Source organism: Brevundimonas sp. 2YAF1, assembly GCF_052114745.1.
Taxonomy (GTDB): Bacteria; Pseudomonadota; Alphaproteobacteria; order Caulobacterales; family Caulobacteraceae; genus Brevundimonas.
In genome coordinates this window covers 174,082-191,733 of record NZ_JBFRFI010000003.1, presented here as the reverse complement: position 1 = coordinate 191,733, position 17,652 = coordinate 174,082, and the positions used below count along the sequence as shown (strand labels likewise).

21 protein-coding genes are annotated in these 17,652 nt (G+C 68.3%); 17 read left to right on the top strand and 4 right to left on the bottom strand.

Annotated elements, in window-relative coordinates; all coding sequences use genetic code 11:
* Positions 1–24 precede the first annotated feature (24 nt).
* Positions 25–852 (bottom strand): TerC family protein, encoded by an 828-nt coding sequence (locus tag AB4Y68_RS06155; protein WP_441454628.1) that lies wholly within the window; start codon positions 850–852, stop codon positions 25–27.
* A gap of 54 nt (positions 853–906) precedes the next feature.
* Entirely contained in the window at positions 907–1,914 is a 1,008-nt protein-coding gene (locus AB4Y68_RS06150; protein WP_441454627.1) for a cation diffusion facilitator family transporter, read from the bottom strand.
* A gap of 228 nt (positions 1,915–2,142) precedes the next feature.
* Here AB4Y68_RS06150 and AB4Y68_RS06145 point away from each other — a divergent pair, with 228 nt between their 5' ends.
* The 5 genes from AB4Y68_RS06145 to AB4Y68_RS06125 all read left to right on the top strand — a co-directional run bounded on the left by AB4Y68_RS06145 (position 2,143) and on the right by AB4Y68_RS06125 (position 7,057).
* Positions 2,143–2,697 carry a F0F1 ATP synthase subunit delta gene (locus AB4Y68_RS06145; protein ID WP_441454626.1) on the top strand — a complete coding sequence of 185 codons (555 nt, stop codon included), beginning with the start codon at positions 2,143–2,145 and terminating at the stop codon, positions 2,695–2,697.
* 69 nt (positions 2,698–2,766) lie between these two features.
* On the top strand, positions 2,767–4,299 hold the full coding sequence (atpA, locus tag AB4Y68_RS06140) for a F0F1 ATP synthase subunit alpha (RefSeq protein WP_441454625.1): 1,533 nt from the start codon (positions 2,767–2,769) through the stop codon (positions 4,297–4,299).
* Positions 4,300–4,329: 30 nt separating this feature from the next.
* Positions 4,330–5,208 carry a F0F1 ATP synthase subunit gamma gene (locus tag AB4Y68_RS06135; protein WP_441454624.1) on the top strand — a complete coding sequence of 293 codons (879 nt, stop codon included), beginning with the start codon at positions 4,330–4,332 and terminating at the stop codon, positions 5,206–5,208.
* A gap of 37 nt (positions 5,209–5,245) precedes the next feature.
* On the top strand, positions 5,246–6,784 hold the full coding sequence (gene atpD / locus AB4Y68_RS06130; protein ID WP_441454623.1) for a F0F1 ATP synthase subunit beta: 1,539 nt from the start codon (positions 5,246–5,248) through the stop codon (positions 6,782–6,784).
* A 3-nt stretch (positions 6,785–6,787) separates the two neighbouring features.
* A complete protein-coding gene (locus AB4Y68_RS06125) occupies positions 6,788–7,057 on the top strand; it encodes an ATP synthase F1 subunit epsilon (RefSeq protein ID WP_441454622.1) in 270 nt (89 codons plus the stop codon).
* 210 nt (positions 7,058–7,267) lie between these two features.
* Here AB4Y68_RS06125 and AB4Y68_RS06120 read toward each other — a convergent pair whose 3' ends face one another.
* Complete coding sequence (locus tag AB4Y68_RS06120; protein ID WP_441454621.1) at positions 7,268–7,747, bottom strand: RNA pyrophosphohydrolase; 480 nt, start codon at positions 7,745–7,747, stop codon at positions 7,268–7,270.
* Positions 7,748–7,823: 76 nt separating this feature from the next.
* On the opposite strand from AB4Y68_RS06120, the gene AB4Y68_RS06115 reads away from it, so the two are divergent.
* Complete coding sequence (locus tag AB4Y68_RS06115; RefSeq protein WP_441454620.1) at positions 7,824–8,243, top strand: Tat pathway signal protein; 420 nt, start codon at positions 7,824–7,826, stop codon at positions 8,241–8,243.
* Positions 8,244–8,467: 224 nt separating this feature from the next.
* On the opposite strand, the gene AB4Y68_RS06110 is transcribed toward AB4Y68_RS06115, so the two are convergent.
* A complete protein-coding gene (locus AB4Y68_RS06110) occupies positions 8,468–9,442 on the bottom strand; it encodes an ABC transporter ATP-binding protein (protein ID WP_441454619.1) in 975 nt (324 codons plus the stop codon).
* Between the two features lie 186 nt (positions 9,443–9,628).
* On the opposite strand from AB4Y68_RS06110, the gene AB4Y68_RS06105 reads away from it, so the two are divergent.
* The 11 genes from AB4Y68_RS06105 to AB4Y68_RS06055 all read left to right on the top strand — a co-directional run bounded on the left by AB4Y68_RS06105 (position 9,629) and on the right by AB4Y68_RS06055 (position 17,619).
* Positions 9,629–9,916, top strand: a complete 288-nt coding sequence (locus AB4Y68_RS06105) for a hypothetical protein (protein ID WP_441454618.1) — start codon at positions 9,629–9,631, stop codon at positions 9,914–9,916.
* Positions 9,917–9,971: 55 nt separating this feature from the next.
* Positions 9,972–10,208, top strand: a complete 237-nt coding sequence (locus AB4Y68_RS06100; protein ID WP_441454617.1) for a zinc-finger domain-containing protein — start codon at positions 9,972–9,974, stop codon at positions 10,206–10,208.
* A gap of 3 nt (positions 10,209–10,211) precedes the next feature.
* On the top strand, positions 10,212–10,652 hold the full coding sequence (locus AB4Y68_RS06095; RefSeq protein WP_441454616.1) for a VOC family protein: 441 nt from the start codon (positions 10,212–10,214) through the stop codon (positions 10,650–10,652).
* Between the two features lies 1 nt (position 10,653).
* Positions 10,654–11,271 carry a DUF6655 family protein gene (locus tag AB4Y68_RS06090; RefSeq protein ID WP_441454615.1) on the top strand — a complete coding sequence of 206 codons (618 nt, stop codon included), beginning with the start codon at positions 10,654–10,656 and terminating at the stop codon, positions 11,269–11,271.
* 81 nt (positions 11,272–11,352) lie between these two features.
* The gene (locus AB4Y68_RS06085) at positions 11,353–12,015 is read left to right on the top strand and encodes a nicotinate-nucleotide adenylyltransferase (RefSeq protein WP_441454614.1); all 663 of its coding nucleotides are present in this window, start codon (positions 11,353–11,355) and stop codon (positions 12,013–12,015) included.
* Positions 12,016–12,066: 51 nt separating this feature from the next.
* On the top strand, positions 12,067–12,489 hold the full coding sequence (locus AB4Y68_RS06080) for an SgcJ/EcaC family oxidoreductase (RefSeq protein ID WP_441454613.1): 423 nt from the start codon (positions 12,067–12,069) through the stop codon (positions 12,487–12,489).
* Positions 12,490–12,715: 226 nt separating this feature from the next.
* Positions 12,716–13,150, top strand: a complete 435-nt coding sequence (gene rsfS / locus AB4Y68_RS06075) for a ribosome silencing factor (protein ID WP_441454612.1) — start codon at positions 12,716–12,718, stop codon at positions 13,148–13,150.
* A 21-nt stretch (positions 13,151–13,171) separates the two neighbouring features.
* The gene (gene rlmH / locus AB4Y68_RS06070; protein ID WP_441454611.1) at positions 13,172–13,636 is read left to right on the top strand and encodes a 23S rRNA (pseudouridine(1915)-N(3))-methyltransferase RlmH; all 465 of its coding nucleotides are present in this window, start codon (positions 13,172–13,174) and stop codon (positions 13,634–13,636) included.
* On the top strand, positions 13,636–14,730 hold the full coding sequence (locus AB4Y68_RS06065; RefSeq protein WP_441454610.1) for a murein hydrolase activator EnvC family protein: 1,095 nt from the start codon (positions 13,636–13,638) through the stop codon (positions 14,728–14,730). Before rlmH ends, AB4Y68_RS06065 begins: the two co-directional genes overlap by 1 nt.
* 146 nt (positions 14,731–14,876) lie before the next feature.
* On the top strand, positions 14,877–16,262 hold the full coding sequence (locus AB4Y68_RS06060) for a S41 family peptidase (protein ID WP_441454609.1): 1,386 nt from the start codon (positions 14,877–14,879) through the stop codon (positions 16,260–16,262).
* Positions 16,263–16,413: 151 nt separating this feature from the next.
* The gene (locus tag AB4Y68_RS06055) at positions 16,414–17,619 is read left to right on the top strand and encodes a divergent polysaccharide deacetylase family protein (protein ID WP_441454608.1); all 1,206 of its coding nucleotides are present in this window, start codon (positions 16,414–16,416) and stop codon (positions 17,617–17,619) included.
* Positions 17,620–17,652: the final 33 nt, after the last annotated feature.

The window sequence follows — 17,652 nt, the reverse complement described above, 5'->3', positions numbered from 1 at the left end:
CCAGGACTGGCCAGAGACGCACGATCAGACGCCGGGCTCGGCGGTCTCGGCCTTGTTCAGCGCGCGCTGGGCGGCTTCTTCGGCCCGGTCCTTTTTGATCTGGGCGTTGCGCGACCACATGTTCAGCCCTTCGACCAGGGCCGAGAAGGCCATGGCGGCGTAGATATAGCCCTTGGGCACATGGACGCCGAAGCCGTCGGCGATCAGCACGGCGCCGATCATCAGCAGGAAGCCCAGGGCCAGCATGACCACGGTCGGGTTCTTGTCGATGAAGTCGGCCAGCGGGTCCGAGGCCAGCAGCATGGCGGCCACGGCGATGATCACGGCGACCATCATGATCGGCACGTGATCGGTCATGCCGACGGCGGTCAGGATGGAGTCGACCGAGAACACCAGGTCCAGCAGGATGATCTGGACGATGGCGGCGCCGACGTTGGTGATGACGACGTCCTTCTTGTCCTTCTCCAGCATGTCGTTCGTCGGGGTGACGTCGACGGCGTGGTGGATTTCCTTGGTGGCCTTCCACACCAGGAACAGGCCGCCCGCGATCAGGATCAGGTCGCGCCAGCTGAAGGCGGTGTCGAAGCTCTCGCCGTGGATGCCGAGGTCGAAGACGGGCGCCGTCAGGCCGACGATCCAGCCGATGGCGGCCAGCAGGGCCAGACGCATGATCAGGGCCAGGCCGATGCCGATGCGGCGCGTGCGCTGACGATGCTCGGGCGGCAGCTTGTTCGACAGGATCGAGATGAAGATCAGGTTGTCGATGCCGAGAACGACCTCCATGACCACCAGGGTCACGAGAGCCGCCCAGGCGGCCGGGTCGCTCAACAGGGGGGTTATGCTTTCAAGCATCGGGGGTCCTGAGATGTGATGAAGCCTAAGCGGTAACGGGATCGTGAGGTTGCATCAAGCGGGCGCCGGCGGCGGCGTCGTCGCACCCGGCACGTCGGAGACCAGGGCGCCGGGGCCGCCGCCGGCCATGACGGCGGCGCGAACGGCCGCGTGGCTGGCCAGACTCTGGGCCTCGACATAGATGCGGCCCGCCTGGGGATAGGCGGCGCGGAGGCGATGCTCCAGCCGGGCGACGGTGGCCTCGACCTCGGCGGCGGTCAGGTCGTCCTGAAAATCGAGACTGAGGGCGACCAGGATTTCATTGGGTCCGAAATGCATGGTGCGCAGGTCGTTCAGTCCGACCACGCCCGCCTCCGCCTTGGCGATGGCGGCGATCCCCGCGCGCGTGGCGGGATCGGCCGCCTCTCCGGTCAACAGGCTCTGGCTCTCATAGGCCAGGAAGCCGGCGGTGACGGCCAGGACCGCGCCGATGGCCACCGAGGCGACGCCGTCGATCATCGGCAGGTCGAAGACATGGCTGGCGACGACGCCGATCAGGGCGATGACCAGGCCGGTCAGGGCGGCGGTGTCCTCGAACAGGACGGTGAAGATGGTCGGGTCCTTGCTGTCCTGCACCGAGCGCAGCAGGGGGCGGCCCGCCCTTTCACGATTGAAGGCCTTCAGCGCCACCCACCACGACCCGCCCTCGAACAGGACCGCCAGGCCCAGGACGACATAGTTGACCCAGGGGTTCTCGATCGGCTGGGGGGCGCGGATGCGTTCGATCCCGTGCAGGACGGAGATGACGGCGCCGAGGCCGAAAATCAGCACGGCGACGACGAACGTATAGAAGTAGAGCTGCAGCCCGTGGCCGAAGGGGTGGGTCTCGCTGGCCGGACGGGCGGCCCGCCTCAGCCCGATGAGCAAGAGAACCTGATTGCCGGTATCGACGGCGGAGTGGATGGCCTCGCTCATCATGGCCGCGCTGCCGGTGAACAGGGCGGCGGCGAATTTGATCACGGCGATGGCCGTATTGCCGGCCAGGGCGGCGAGGATGACGTTCTTCGAAGTCGAGGCGGCCATCGAAACCCCGTTGTAGCGCGCCGAAAGAGCGCGGGTGCGACCTTATCGTTCCGTTCCCGTTGGTTGCGACCGGGGGGCTTGCGTGTTATCAGCCGCGCGGCTTTGACGAAGGATGCATCGAAAGATGTGTCCCAAGTATGCTTTCCATAAGCAAATCAAGCCCTTGGCTGGCGCGAGAGATCGCGGCCGGACTCGACCCAAACGCTTCAAATCGCGGACCTTTATTACGTGGCGGACGATTTCAGAACGACGGAAGTCGGCGGACGGTATGCTCAGGCGCTGTTCGACCTCTCGGAAGAGACGGGGGCGCTCGACGCCGTGCGCGGCGATCTCGCCTCGCTGAAGGCCGCCTGGCTGGACAGCGCCGACCTGCGCCGCCTGGCCCAGTCGCCGGTGATCTCCGCCGAGGACCAGGGCAAGGGCCTGTCGGCCATCGCCGACAAGGCGAAGTTCAACGCTGTCACCAAGAAATTCCTTGGTCTGCTGGCGGCGAACCATCGTGCTCGCGACCTGCCGGGCGTGATCGCGGGCTTCCAGGCGCTGTACGCCAAGAAGACCGGCGTCGTCGCCGCCGAGGTGGTCTCGGCCCTGCCGTTGTCGGGGGCCCAGACCAAGAGCATTCTGTCGGCCCTGCGCGCGTCTCTGGGCCGCGATCCCGAACTGACCGCCCGCGTCGATCCATCGATCCTGGGCGGCCTGAAGGTCAAGGTGGGCTCGAAGCTGTTCGACGCCTCGCTGAAGACCAAGCTCGACCAGATGAAGTTCGCGCTCAAGCGCGCCTAAAGACCCCGAATTCCAAGTTCAAGCCGGGCCAGCGGGTCCGCACCGAAGACGAAAGCCAGAGAGCCCACCATGGACATCCGCGCCGCCGAAATCTCGGCCATCCTCAAGTCGCAGATCGCCAACTTCGGCGTTGAAGCCGATGTTTCCGACGTCGGCCAAGTGCTGTCGGTCGGCGACGGCATCGCTCGCATCCACGGTCTGGACAATGTCCAGGCCGGCGAAATGATCGAGTTCCCCAAGGCCGGCGTGAAGGGCATGGCCCTGAACCTCGAGCGCGACAACGTCGGCGCCGTGATCTTCGGCGCCGATGCGCAGATCGCCGAGGGCGACGAAGTCCGTCGTCTGGGCGAGATCGTGGACGTGCCGGTCGGCAAGGGCCTGCTGGGCCGCGTCGTCAACCCGCTGGGCGAGCCGATCGACGGCAAGGGCCCGATCCAGTTCACCGAGCGTCGCCGCGTCGACGTCAAGGCGCCGGGCATCATCCCGCGTAAATCGGTTCATGAGCCGATGCAGACCGGCCAGAAGGCGATCGACACCCTGATCCCCGTCGGCCGCGGCCAGCGCGAGCTGATCATTGGCGACCGTCAGGTCGGCAAGACCGCCATCGCCATCGACACCATCCTGAACCAGAAGAAGATCAACGCCTCGAACGACGAGAGCGCCAAACTCTACTGCATCTACGTCGCCATCGGCCAGAAGCGTTCGACCGTCGCCCAGATCGTCAAGACCCTGGAAGAAGCCGGCGCGCTGGAATACACCATCATCGTCGCCGCCACGGCGTCGGAACCGGCCCCGCTGCAGTTCCTGGCTCCGTTCGCCGGCACCGCCATGGGCGAGTTCTTCCGCGACAACGGCATGCACGGCCTGATCGTCTATGACGACCTTTCCAAGCAGGCTGTGGCCTATCGTCAGATGTCGCTGCTGCTGCGCCGTCCGCCCGGCCGTGAAGCCTACCCGGGCGACGTCTTCTACCTGCACAGCCGCCTGCTGGAGCGTTCGGCCAAGCTGAACGAAGACAATGGTTCGGGCTCGCTGACCGCTCTGCCGATCATCGAAACCCAGGCCAACGACGTCTCGGCCTATATCCCGACCAACGTGATCTCGATCACCGACGGCCAGATCTTCCTGGAATCGGACCTCTTCTATCAGGGCATCCGTCCGGCCGTGAACGTCGGCATCTCGGTCTCGCGCGTCGGCTCCTCGGCCCAGATCAAGGCCATGAAGCAAGTCGCCGGTTCGATTAAGGGCGAGCTGGCCCAGTACCGTGAAATGGCCGCCTTCGCGAAGTTCGGCTCGGACCTGGACGCCTCGACCCAGAAGCTTCTGGCCCGCGGCGCCCGCCTGACTGAGCTGCTGAAGCAGCCGCAATACTCGCCGCTGGCCGTCGAGGAGCAGGTCGTGTCGATCTACGCCGGCACGCGCGGCTACCTGGACAACGTGGCGGTGTCGGACATCGGCCGCTTCGAGAGCGAGCTGCTGGCCCGCGTCCACTCGAACCACGCTTCGCTGCTGGAAGGCATCCGCACCAAGAAGGCTCTGACGCCGGAGCTGGAAGCTGAACTCAAGGACGTCCTGGCCGCCTTCGCCAAGACCTTCGCTTAAGAACTGACCAGAGAGCGAGAGTAGCGCCGGATGGCCAGCCTCAAGGAAATGCGCAATCGGATCGGAAGCGTCAAAGCGACGCAGAAGATCACGAAGGCCATGCAGATGGTCGCCGCGGCCAAGCTGAAGCGCGCCCAGGAGCAGGCGGAGAACGCCCGCCCCTATGCGACGCGGATGGCCTCGGTCATCGCCAATCTGGCCGCCGGCGTCTCGGGCGACAGCGCCCCGAAACTGCTGGCGGGCACGGGCGCCGATCAGCGTCACCTGATCGTGGTCGCCACGGCGGACAAGGGTCTGGCGGGGGGCTTCTCGTCCAACGTCGTCCGCGCCGCGCGCGACCGGATCAACAGCCTGATCGCCAACGGCAAGGACGTCCGCGTCATCGCCGTGGGCAAGAAGTCGCGTGATCCCCTGACGCGCCTGTTCGGCGACAAGGTCGTGAAGACCTTCGAGCTGAGCGAGCACAAGGTCCTGGGTCTCGCTGCTGCGCAGCCGATCGCCGAACTGATCGCCGAAAGCTTCGAAGGCGGACAGGCTGACGTCGTCACCCTGTTCTACAGCAAGTTCCAGTCGGTGATCTCGCAGGTCCCGACCGCGAACCAGCTGATCCCGGCGGTTGTCGCCGGCGACGCTGAGCCGATCGACCTGAACGGCGCGGTCTATGAGTATGAGCCCTCGGAAGAGGAAATCCTCGAGACCCTGCTGCCGCGCAACCTGACGACGCAGATCCTGGCCGCCCTCTACGAAAACCAGGCCGGTTTCTTCGGCGCGCAAATGGCCGCGATGGACAACGCCACGCGCAATGCGGGCGACCTCATCAACAGCCTGACGCTCCAGTACAACCGCAAACGCCAGGCCCAGATCACAACCGAGCTGATCGAGATCATCGCCGGCGCTGAAGCGCTCTGATCCCGACCGACCAGACAATCCGAACCGGACGCACCCCATGACCGACGCCACCGCCCCGAAGAAAACCGCAGCCAAGAAGCCGGCTGCTCCCAAGAAGGCCGCAGCCGCCGCTGTCGCTGGCCAAGCTGCTGGCACGGGCAAGATCGCCCAGGTCATCGGCGCCGTCGTCGACGTTGAGTTCACCGGCGCCCTGCCGGCGATCCTGAACGCGCTGGAAACCCAGAACGTCGACCAGAAGACGGGCGAGCCCTTCACCCTGGTCCTCGAGGTCGCTCAGCACCTCGGCGAGAACATGGTCCGCGCCATCTCGATGGACACCACCGAGGGCCTGACCCGCGGTCAAGCCGTCGTGGACACCGGCAAGTCGATCATGGCGCCGGTCGGCCCGGGCACCCTCGGCCGCATCATGAACGTCGTCGGCCAGCCGATCGACGAAGCCGGTCCGATCCAGACCACGGAATACCGCTCGATCCACCGCGAGGCTCCGACCTTCGAAGAGCAGTCGACCTCGTCGGAAATCCTGGTCACGGGCATCAAGGTCATCGACCTGATCTGCCCCTACACCAAGGGCGGCAAGACCGGCCTGTTCGGCGGCGCCGGCGTCGGCAAGACCGTGACCATGCAGGAACTGATCAACAACATCGCCAAGGCTTACGGCGGTTACTCGGTTCTGGCCGGCGTGGGTGAGCGCACCCGCGAAGGCAACGACCTGTATCACGAGATGATCGAGTCCAACGTGAACGTGGACCCGGCCAAGAACAACGGCTCGACCGAAGGCTCCAAGTGCGCCCTGGTTTACGGCCAGATGAACGAGCCCCCCGGCGCCCGCGCCCGCGTCGCCCTGACCGGCCTGTCGATCGCCGAGTACTTCCGCGACGAAGAAGGCAAGGACGTGCTGCTGTTCGTCGACAACATCTTCCGCTTCACGCAAGCCGGTTCGGAAGTGTCGGCTCTGCTGGGCCGCATCCCCTCGGCCGTGGGCTATCAGCCGACGCTGGCCACCGAGATGGGCAACCTGCAAGAGCGCATCACCTCGACCAAGAAGGGCTCGATCACCTCGGTCCAGGCCATCTACGTCCCGGCCGATGACTTGACCGACCCCGCGCCCGCCGCCTCGTTCGCCCACTTGGACGCGACGACCGTTCTGAACCGCGACATCGCGGCCCAGGCCATCTTCCCGGCCGTGGACCCGTTGGACTCGACCTCGCGCATCATGGACCCGCTGGTCATCGGCGAGGAACACTACCGCGTCGCCCGTCGCGTTCAGGAAACCCTGCAGCAGTACAAGGCGCTGAAGGACATCATCGCCATCCTGGGCATGGACGAACTGTCGGAAGACGACAAACTGGTCGTGTCGCGCGCTCGCAAGATCCAGCGCTTCCTGTCGCAGCCCTTCTTCGTGGCTGAGCAGTTCACCAACTCGCCGGGCAAGTTCGTCGAGCTGAAAGACACCATCCGTTCGTTCAAGGCCATCTGCGACGGCGAGTACGACCACCTTCCGGAAGCCGCCTTCTACATGGTCGGCGCCATCGAAGAAGTCGTCGAAAAAGCCGCCAAGATGGCTGCGGAAGTCTGATCCATGGCGGGCAAGCTGAACTTCTCCCTCGTCGCCCCGGAACGCGAAATCTTCGCGGGCTCGGTCGATCAGGTCGATGCGCCGGGCGTCGAGGGCGACTTCGGCGTCCTGCCGGGCCACGCGCCCTTCATGACCACCCTGCGTGAGGGCGTCGTGACCGTCTATGAAGGCGCTGCGCGTCGTCAGTTCGCGGTCAAGGGCGGTTTCGCCGACGTCAACGCCCAGGGCCTCAGCATCCTGGCCGAGGAAGCCTCGGAAATCGTCGAGGGCTAAGCCCTTTGCGACGCTGAAACGATCAGGGCCTCCCGCTTCGGCGGGGGGCCTTTTTCGTGGCGCAAACCACAAGACCGCTCATCCCGGCGGACGCCGGGATCCAGTCCTTGCTTCAAATTCGGCGTTGGAAGTTACGGGGATCTGGCCCGGTCGTGTGCGTGGCTCTCACTGGATCCCGGCGTCCGCCGGGATGAGCGGATGGGTGGTGCGTTACTTCGGCAGTCCCTCGAACGCCGCCACCACCTGCTCATAGACCTCGCGCTTGAACGGCACGATCAGGTCGGGCGCCTCCTCCAGCGCGCCCCAGCGCCAGGCGTCGAACTCGGGCTCGCCGTGGGCGGCCAGATCGAATTCGTTGTCCTCGCCGGTGAAGCGGAAGGCGAACCAGACCTGCTTTTGGCCCTTGAAGCCCTGCCACGACTTGGGCCCGCCCATGCCCTCGGGGAAGTCGTAGACGATCCAGCCCCCGGTGCGGCCCAGCAGTTCGACCGAGCGGACCCCGGTCTCCTCCTGCAGTTCGCGCAGTGCGGCGGCCTCCAGGTCTTCGCCTTCATCGACGCCGCCCTGCGGGAACTGCCAGTTCCACGGTTCGGGCGTCCTGGCGCGGCGGCCCAGCCAGACCTGTCCGGCGGCGTTGAACAGCACCACCCCGACATTGGGGCGATAGGCGGAAAGATCGGTCTGGCTCATCCGTCCCGATTACGCCGGGGCGCGACGGCCCGCCAGCCGTAACCGGGCCTTAAGCGAGACCGGCGCAGGGTGGGGCATGGATCGTCGCGCATTGATCGGCCTCGCCGCCCTGGGTACCGCGCTCGCCGCCGCCGAGGCCGCCGAGGCATCGGACAATAGCGAAGGCAAGGGCGAAGGCGGCGGCGCGCCTGCCAGCGCCTACATCCCCCTGCCCACGGCCACCGCCACCATCCTGCGCCGCGACGGGCGACGCGGGGTGATGACGGTCGAGGTCGGGGTCGATGTGGCCCACGCCGCGCTGCGGACCCGCGCCGACCAGTCGAGGCCGCGTCTCAGCGCCGCCTATAACGAAGTGATCCGACTGGCGGGCGAGCGCCTGCTGCCCGGCGCCCCGCCGGACGTGGAGTGGCTGAGCCGCGCGCTGCAGGCGGCGACCGACCGGGTGCTGGGCAAACCGGGGGCCAAGCTGCTGCTCGGCACGGTGATGGTGGTTTGATCCCACTCTCCGTCATCCTCCGGCAAGCCGCGTAGCGGCGCGACCGGGGGACCCAGCGGCGCCGAAGGCGATCTTTACGGCAAGCGCGGCGGCGGGGTTTTCGCCCTACGGGCGCCGCCGGGTCCCCCGGTCTCCGCTGCGCTTCGCCGGAGGATGACGAAAGGGAGGGGCGCTTCCGGCGGTCCCGGATAGCGGCTGCGCCGCTTCCGGGGTGACGAAGACGATCAGTCCTGCGTCGGGCTGGGCCGGCTGGCGTCGCCGTAGGTCAGGGCCAGGAAGACGTCTTCCAGGCTGGGGTCCTCGGTGGCGATGTCCTTGATGGTCACGCCGGCCGCGCGCACGGCGGCCAGCACCTGTTCGACGCTGGATTCGCCGGTGCGATAGGTGACGACGAAGGCGCCGTGCGGGCGCGGCGCGACGTGGAAGCCGTGCAGGTGGGGCGGGACCTCCTGCGGGGTCTCGGGCGTCACGACCACGTTGCGGGTGTCCAGACGCTTCAGCAGCTCACGCGTCGGCTCGCAGGCCACGACCTCGCCCCGGTTGATGATGGCGATGGTGTCGCAGAGCTCCTGCGCTTCCTCCAGATAGTGGGTGGTCAGGATGACGGTGACGCCTTCCTCGTTGATCTTGCGGATGTATTCCCACAGCTGGCGACGCAGCTCGACGTCCACGCCCGCCGTCGGCTCGTCCAGGATCAGCACCGGCGGATTATGCACCAGGGCCTTGGCCACCATCAGGCGGCGCTTCATCCCGCCGGACAGGGCGCGGACATAGGCGTTGGCCTTGTCCGACAGGCCCAGCGCGGCCAGCAGTTCGTCCGAGCGGCGCTCGTTGGCCGGCACGCCGTAAAATCCGGCCTGGACCTCCAGCGCCTCGCGCGGGGTGAAGAAGACGTCGGCGACGATCTCCTGCGGCACGACGCCGAGCGCCGCGCGGGCGTCGCGCGCCTCGTGGTCGATGTCGCGGTCCCAGATGCGGACGCTGCCCTCGGACTTGTTCACCACCCCGGCGATGATGTTGATCAGGGTCGACTTGCCCGCGCCGTTGGGCCCCAGCAGCCCGAACATCGAGCCGCGCGGCACGGTCAGATCGACGCCGCGCAGGGCGGTCTTGGGCGGCGACTTCTTGTTGCCCGCATAGGTCTTCTTCAGGCCCCGCACCTCGATGGCGTTGACGGGAAGGGCAGGGGTGTCGGTCATGCGGGCGTTCACTCGGACGGCGGAAGCGTGCGGCATAGGTAGGGCGCGCGGGGCCGTTCGCCAAGGCGCTGTTGCGCGGTTCGGCGACAAGGTTGCGCGTCTTTATGTAAATGATGCTTGACACGTGTTTCTCGTATGTCTAGGTTCCTTGCCATAAAGACAACCTGCCTTGATGGAGAAGCGCTCATGACCGCCGCGACCAAGAAGCCCCTGACTCGCACCCGCCTGATCGGTTTCGCCGCCATGGGCGTCTGCGCCCTCGGCTACGCCGGCATGGGTCTGGCTCTTTTGGCGGGCAAGCTCGACTATCTGGACATGACCTACGCCGCCCTGATCGCGGCGGTCTCGGCCCTGATCGGCGAGATCGGCCTGTGGGTCGGCGCCGGCTGCCTGGGCCTGACCCTGTTCAAGAAGCGCAAGGCCATGATCGACAGGCTGTTCCGCCGCTCGGCCCAACCCGCCTCGCAGGTTTGACCTCGGGGTCCGGTCCTTCTAGGAACGGCGCGAGCCTTCCAGACGGACCGGACCCATGCCCCCCCGCCATACCGACGCCATCCTCCCCCCGCCCGAAGAGATCGTGGTCTCGTCCAAGCGCGTCGCCTGCGACGGCGGCGGCGTTCTCGGCCACCCGCTGGTCTATCTGGAGATGGGCGAGGACGACTTCGTCGAGTGCGGCTATTGCGACCGCCGCTTCGTCCTGTCGGCGCACGCGCACCCCGAGAACGAATACCTCGACCCGGCGGCCCGCCCGCCCGAGGCCCACTGAGCGATGCGCTATCTGCACACCATGGTCCGCGTGAAGGACCTGGAGGCGTCGCTGCATTTCTACCGCGACCTGCTGGGTCTGGTGCAGACACGCCGGATGGACAGCGAGGCCGGGCGCTTCAGCCTGATCTATCTGGCTGCGCCTATGGATCAGACGCGCGCCGAGGCCGAGAAGGCCCCCGAGGTCGAACTGACCTGGAACTGGGATGCCGAGGACTATCAGGGCGGGCGCAATTTCGGCCACCTGGCCTTCGCGGTCGACGACATCTACGCCGCCTGTCAGCGCCTGATGGACGGGGGTGTGGTGATCAACCGCCCGCCGCGCGACGGCCACATGGCCTTCGTCCGCTCGCCCGACGGCATCTCGATCGAGCTGCTGCAGGCCGGCGAGCGTCTGGCCCCGGCCGAGCCCTGGGCCTCCATGGCGAACGTCGGAGCCTGGTGATTTGACGAGCGCACGTCTGGTCGCCCTCGCTGCGGCGATCCTGGTCCTGAGCGGCTGCGCCTCGGTGACCGAGACCAATCCGGCCCGGACGGCCACCGACATGCTGCTGGTCAACCGCGCGGCCGACCGCGCGGTCGAGGGGCTGACCCTGCCGATCCCGCAAGGCGCGCGCGTCTTCGTCGACGAGACCTATTTCCAGGCCGAGAACGCCCGCTATGCGCTGAGCGCCATCCGCGCCGCCCTATCGGACGCGGGCTATGCCATCAGCCGCGACCGCGACAGCGCCGACGCCATCTTCGAGGTCCGCGCCGGCGCCCTGTCGTTGGAGCAGATGCGCCGGGTGTTCGGCATCCCCGACATGCGGGTGCCGATCAACGAGACGCTGAACGTCGTCTCCATCCCCGAGCTGTCGATCTATTCCAACCGCGACCGCATGGGCGTGGCCGAGTTTTCCGGCTTCCTCTACGACGGCCGCAGCGGCCTGCCGCTGGGCGCGGTCACGCCGATGATCGGCCAGTACAAGATCCGCAGCCACAAGGCCTTCATGGTCGTGACCTGGGGTCAGCAACTGGCTCAGCCGGGCGAACGCGATCCGGGCTCGAGCTGGAAAGAGTTCTAGATCTCCCGAACGAGACAGGGCCGCGAGGCCATGTTAGGGCACGGGTGAGCATAAGTCCGCCGCCGCTATAAAGAGCCGCCCTTGTCCTTCTTTCACGCCGGTCCCGCGCCGAAAGGCTTCGGCCCTCGACCCGGCGCCCTGCGCGACGGGCTGGACCTGCATCCGGGGATGAAGGTCGGCCTGTTCGGCGGCTCCTTCAATCCGGCCCACGACGGCCACGCCCATGTGGCCGAGACGGCGCTGCGACGCCTGGGTCTGGACCGGGTGGTCTGGCTGGTCTCGCCGCAGAACCCCTTGAAGTCGAGCCATGAGACCGCGCCGCTGGCCGAGCGCATGGCCTCGGCTCGCGCCGCCGCCGCCACGGTCGGCCCCGCCATGATCGTTTCCGACTTCGAGACCCGCATCGGCACCCGCTGGACCGTCGATACGGTGCGGGCCCTGACCGCCCGCTATCCGGGGGTCAAGTTCGTCTGGCTGATGGGGTCGGACAATCTGGCCAGTTTCCACCATTGGAGAGGGTGGACCGACATCATGCGGCTGACCCCCGTGGCCGTGGTTGCCCGACCGGGCAGCCAGTTGGACAGCCGCCGCGCGCCCGCCGCCGCCCGCTTTTCCCGTTTTCGCATTCCGGCGGCCCAGGCGGGACTACTACCCAGCCTGCAGGCGCCGGCCTGGACCTATCTGACAGCGCCGCTGAATCCGCGCTCCTCGTCCGCCATTCGGGCGGGCGGCGACGGCCGCTGATTGACGGCTGAGACCCAGAGGCCTCTAGTTCGTCCGCCGAGGGAGGGCGTCATGAGCCAGAGCACCGGACCCGCAGACATCACCACGCGCTTTCAGCAGGCGTGGAACGCGCACGACATGGAGGCCTTCGGTCGGCTGTTCCATCCCGACGCGACCTTCGTGAACCGGTTCGGGACCTATTGGCGCGGGGCCGATCAGATCGTCGCCGGCCACGTCGGCATCCACACATCGATCTATCGCGATTCAACGCTGGCGATCGACGCGCCCGATGTCGATCCGATCTCCGAGGATGCCGTGATCCTGCATTTCTGGACGCGGCTCAGCGCCGGCGCGGCGCATCCCGCCGGGCCGCATCAGGTCGATACCCTGATCCTCGCCGTGGCGACGCGTCGCGAGGGCGAATGGCGCCTCCAGGCGGCGCAGAATGTGACGCTGACCCATCCGATGACCGGGGCGGCGATCCTCCGCGCCTGAACCGCTGAACCTCCGAGCGCGAGCCGGGGAGGCGTTGGATAGAGCCGCAAGGAACGCTTCCTTTGCGGGAAGCGTCCGCGGGGGGCTGCCTCTATGCGAGCGATGGGTGACCTTTCGGCCGGAACGTGCTAGGTTGCCGCTTTAGTAATCTCCTCGGAGCCCTCCGCTGACCCCCTCGTCCGCGCACGATGCGCAAAACGCCGCCGTTTCCAACGCGGCCCATGAAATGGACCCGATCGATTCCGTCCATTCCGAAGACGGTCAGGCAGAAGGCGGTCCCAGTACCGGTGATCAAGCCCCGCTTCCAGTCGGCCTGACCGATCTGGAACGCGCCATCATCGCCAAACTCGACGACGACAAGGCGCTCGACATGGTCCTGATCGACCTGCGCGGCAAAAGCCCGATGTCCGACGCCATGATCGTGGCTTCGGGTCGGTCGAACCGCCACGTCGGCGCTCTGGCCGATCACCTGCTGCGCATGTTCAAGGAGATGGGCCTGGGCAAGGTCAAGGTCGAGGGCCTACCGCACTGCGACTGGGTGCTGCTGGATGCGGGCGACGTGATCGTCCACCTGTTCCGCCCCGAAGTGCGCACCTTCTACAATATCGAGAAGATCTGGGCCATCGACAGCGCCCACCGCGGCGGCGCCGGCGCCGCCTGATCCTTCGGACAGGCTGACCCCATGAAGCTGGCGATCGCGGCCATCGGCAAGCCGGGCCGCGGTCCCGAGGCCGCCCTGGCCGACGACTACGCCCGGCGGGCGACCCTGGCGGGCCGTCCGCTGGGGCTGGGTCCGCTAGAGCTTCTGGATCTCGAACCCCGTAAATCGGGCAAGGCCCCCGAGGCCGAGCTGATCCTGGCCGCCGCCGAGGGCGCGCACCTGATCGCCTGCGACGAGCGGGGCAAGACCTATGCCTCGCGCGCCTTCGCCGACCACATCGCGGCGCTGCGCGATCAGGGCGAGCGGCGGCTGGTCTTCGCCATCGGCGGGGCCGACGGTCTGGACGAAAGCGTGCGCCGCGCCGCGCGTTCGACCCTGGCCTTTGGCCCGCAGACCTGGCCCCACGCCCTGGCCCGCGCCATGCTGGCGGAACAGCTCTATCGCGCCGTGACCATCCTGTCCGGCTCGCCCTATCACCGCGACTGATGCGGCGCGGCCTTTCTCTTCTTCTGCTGTCGTCCGGGCTGGCGCTGATGCTGGCCGGGCCGGCGTCCAGCCAGCGCGCGCCGGCCCCCAATCCTGAACTGACCCGGCTTCAGGCCGAGTACCGCGACGAGACCGCGCGCGCCCGCCGCCTGCGGTCCGAGGCCGCGGCCGCCGGCGACGAGGTCGTCGATCTGGATCGCCAATTGGCCGCCCTGCGCCGGGCCGAGGCCGAGGACGACGTGCAGATGGAATCTCAGCGCGCCCGGCTGAAGGAGCTGGGCGACCGCGAGGCGGCCCTGGTCGCCTCTCTTTCCCGCGAACGGGCCAGTCAGGGCCGCCTGTTGTCGGCCCTGCAGATGATGAGCCGCAAGCCGCCGCCGCCGCTGCTGATCCCGGCGGACAAGGCGGTGGACACGGTGCGCGCCTCCATTCTGATCCGGGCCATGACGCCGGAACTGCAGGCGCGGGCCAGGACCCTGGTCGAGCATCAGGCCGAGGTCATCCGCATCCGCCGTCTGGCCGCCTTGTCGAGCGAGCGCCTGTTCACCGTCGAGAGCGCCCAGGGGGATCGCCGCGCCGAGATCGAAAGCCTGTCGGTGAGGAAGGTCGCCTTGCGCGCCGTGCTGCGGGCCGAGGCCGCCCGCGCCGAACGCGCCACCCGCGCGCTGGAGGCGCGCATCCGCGACCTGGGCGGCCAGACGCCGATCATCGCCGAGGCCGTGGTCGAGGCCCCCGCCGCCCGCCTGCCCGCCGGTCGCAGCCGCCTGACCTCGCCGGTGCAGGGCGCGCCGTCGCAGCGCTTCGGCGGCGGCTCCAGCGGCTGGCGCTGGCGCTCCAGCCACGAGGTCATCGCCGCCCCGGCCCCCGCCCGCGTCGCCTACGCCGGGCCGCTGAAGGAGTGGGGCGAGGTGGTCATCCTGGACCTCGGTCCCGGCTGGCGGGTCGTCGTGGCGGGGCTGGATCAGTTGTCGGTCACGACCGGGCAGAGGGTCGGCGACGGCCAGGCCCTGGGCCGAACCGGCGAGGACGGCGAGGCCTATTTCGAGCTGCGTCGCGACGAGCGCCCCATCGACCCCGCGCCCTGGCTGCAATAGCGGCTCCAATAGGGGTCGTCGTCGCGCGAAAGTCCTTTCAAATCCGCGCGGACGCTGATTGTATCGTCATATCTGACGCTGGCGCTTGAGCGCCTGCGCCTCCCTGGACGACCGGAGCCCGCGCGGGTCCGATGGAAAGACACCGAATGCGTAAACTGCTTCTCATCGGTTGCGCCGCCCTGGCCCTGGGCGGATCGGCGGCGGCTGTCGCCAGCCAGACCCCGCGCAACGAGACCTTCCGGATGCTTCAGATGTTCGGCGACGTGCTGGGCATCGTCGAACAGGCCTACGTCGTTCCGGTCGACAACAAGAAGCTGATCGAGGCGGCGCTGTCGGGGATGATGACGGCGCTGGACCCGCACTCCAACTATCTGCCGCCGAAATCCTACGGCGACCTGCGCGAGCGGACGACGGGCGAGTATTCCGGCGTGGGCCTGACCATCACCTCCGAGGGCGGTCTGGTGAAGGTCATCTCGCCGATGGACGAAAGCCCGGCGGGCCGCGCCGGCGTTCAGGCGGGCGACGTCATCAGCGCCATCGACGGCCAGAACGCCGCCGGCCTGACCGTGTCCGAAGTGTCCGAGAAGCTGCGCGGCGCGATCGGCACCAGCGTCACCGTCACCTTCCTGCGCGACGGCGAGGAGCCGCGCGAGGTCAAGCTGACCCGCGAGGTCATCAAGGTCGAGTCCGTCACCGGGCGACTGGAAGGCGACTTCGGCTATCTGCGCATCTCGACCTTCAACGAGAACACGGGCCGCGAACTGACCGAGACCATCAACCGCCTCAAGCGCGAGAAGCCCGGCATCAAGGGCTATGTGCTGGACCTGCGCAACAACGGCGGGGGCCTGCTGACCGCCGCCATCGACGTGTCCGACACCTTCCTGGAACGCGGCGAGATCGTCAGCCAGCGCGGCCGCAAGCCGACGGACATCGAACGCTACGCCGCCAAGCCAGGCGACCTGACCGGCGGCCTGCCGGTCGTGGTCCTGATCAACTACGGCTCGGCCTCGGCCTCGGAAATCGTGGCGGGCGCGCTGAAGGATCAGGAACGGGCCACGGTCGTCGGCCTGACCAGCTTCGGCAAGGGGTCGGTGCAGACGGTGATCCCGCTGCGCGGCGGGTCGGACGGCGCCCTGTCGATCACCACGGCGCGCTACTACACGCCGTCGGGCCGCTCGATTCAGAAGATCGGCATCGAGCCGGACCTGGAGGTCGCGCGCTCCGAGGCCGAGGCGCGCATCGTCTCGCGCTCCAGCTTCATCTATTCCGAGGCCGCCTACGCCACGGCGCTGGACGCCTCCATCGGCGCCGAGCGCAAGGGGCCGCACACTCCGCACGAGGCGCCGGGCAAGGACTTCGACAAGACCAAGGACTATCAGCTGCAACGCGCCCTGGACGTGCTGCGCGCGGGCGGCGACCTGACCAGGCTGGCCGCCGCGCCGGACAACGTCGTGGTCACCGCGCCGGGTTCGAAGCCGGTCGAGACGGCCGAGGCCAAGGCGCCCAAGCCCGACGAAACGACCCCGGACTGATCGGTTTCAGCCCGGCCTGGGGGGCCGGTCGGCAACGTGGTGAATGCGGCGTTAGGGTTTCTTAACCGGCGCTGGGGATAAGTGAGGGTGAGGGGAACCGCGTCGTGCGGTTCTCCAGTCCCGCCCCTGTCGTTCGAGCGCCGCCCTGTCCATGTTCGCCAAGCGCCAGTCCGCCCTCGCCGCCGCCGCCGGCGCGCCGCCGGAAAGCCGGTCGCGCCTGAGCTTGGGCGCCGTCATGACGACGCTGAAGAAGCCGCCGGTCGCCGTGGGCGCGGCGGGCGTCTTCGTCCTGGCCGCCGGGGCTCTGTTCGTCGCCGTCCTGGGCGACCCGCGCGCGGGCGCCCCCTCGGCCCGTGTGGCGCTGCATCGTCCCCCCGCCGCCGCCGATCCCGCCCCCACCGGCGCCGACGCCTTTTCCATGAGCGGGCTGGACCTCTATCAGGACCTGGCCAGCGGCGATCCCGCCCTGCTGGACCCCAATGGCGCCGCTGGCGGCGAGGCCCTGATCACCCTGCCGGACGGCGCCAGCGTGGCGGGCGGTTCGGCCATCGCCGCCCCGGTGCGCGCCCCCTCCAATCCCCTGCCCAAGGCCCCGATCGCCGGCCTGTTCTCGCCCGGTCCCAACGGCCCCTTGCCGCGCATCGCGCCCGACGGCCGCGTTCCGGCCCAGGCCTACGCCCGCCCCTTCCGCTCGAACGGCAAGCCGATGGTGGCCCTGGTCGTCGGCGGCCTGGGCCTGAACGCTGTCACCACCCGCGCCGCCATCGAACGCCTGCCCGCCGAGGTGACCCTCAGCTTCGTGCCCTACGCCGAGGGGCTGCAGGCCTGGATCGACCAGGCCCGCGCCCAGGGCCACGAGGTGATGATCGAAATCCCGATGGAGCCGACCGGCTATCCCGATAACGACCCTGGCCCCTACACCCTGCTGTCCGGCGGCGGCGCCGACGACGTCGAAGCCAAGTTGGACTGGCTGCTGGGCCGCGCCACCGGCTATTTCGGCGTGACCAACTATCTGGGCGACCGCTTCGCGACTTCGGACGAGGGCATGGGCGCCATGCTGGCCGTGCTGCGCCAGCGCGGCGTCGCCTTCCTCGACGACGGCTCCATGCGTCGCCGCCCCGGCGCCTTCGCCCGCGCCAGCGCCGACCGCATCATCGACGAGACCCAGAGCCCGGCCGCCATCATGGGCCAGCTCAACGCGCTTGAAGCCGCCGCCAAGACGCGCGGCGCCGCCATGGGCGCGGGCTTCAGCTACCCTGTCACCGTCGAAGTCGCCGCCCGCTGGACGTCGGGCCTGGAGGCGCGCGGGCTGCAACTGGCCCCCGCCTCGGCCATGACCCGCCGTCCGGGACGGTAGGCCGCTGCCAAGCTTGAGCGCGGGGGTGCTGAG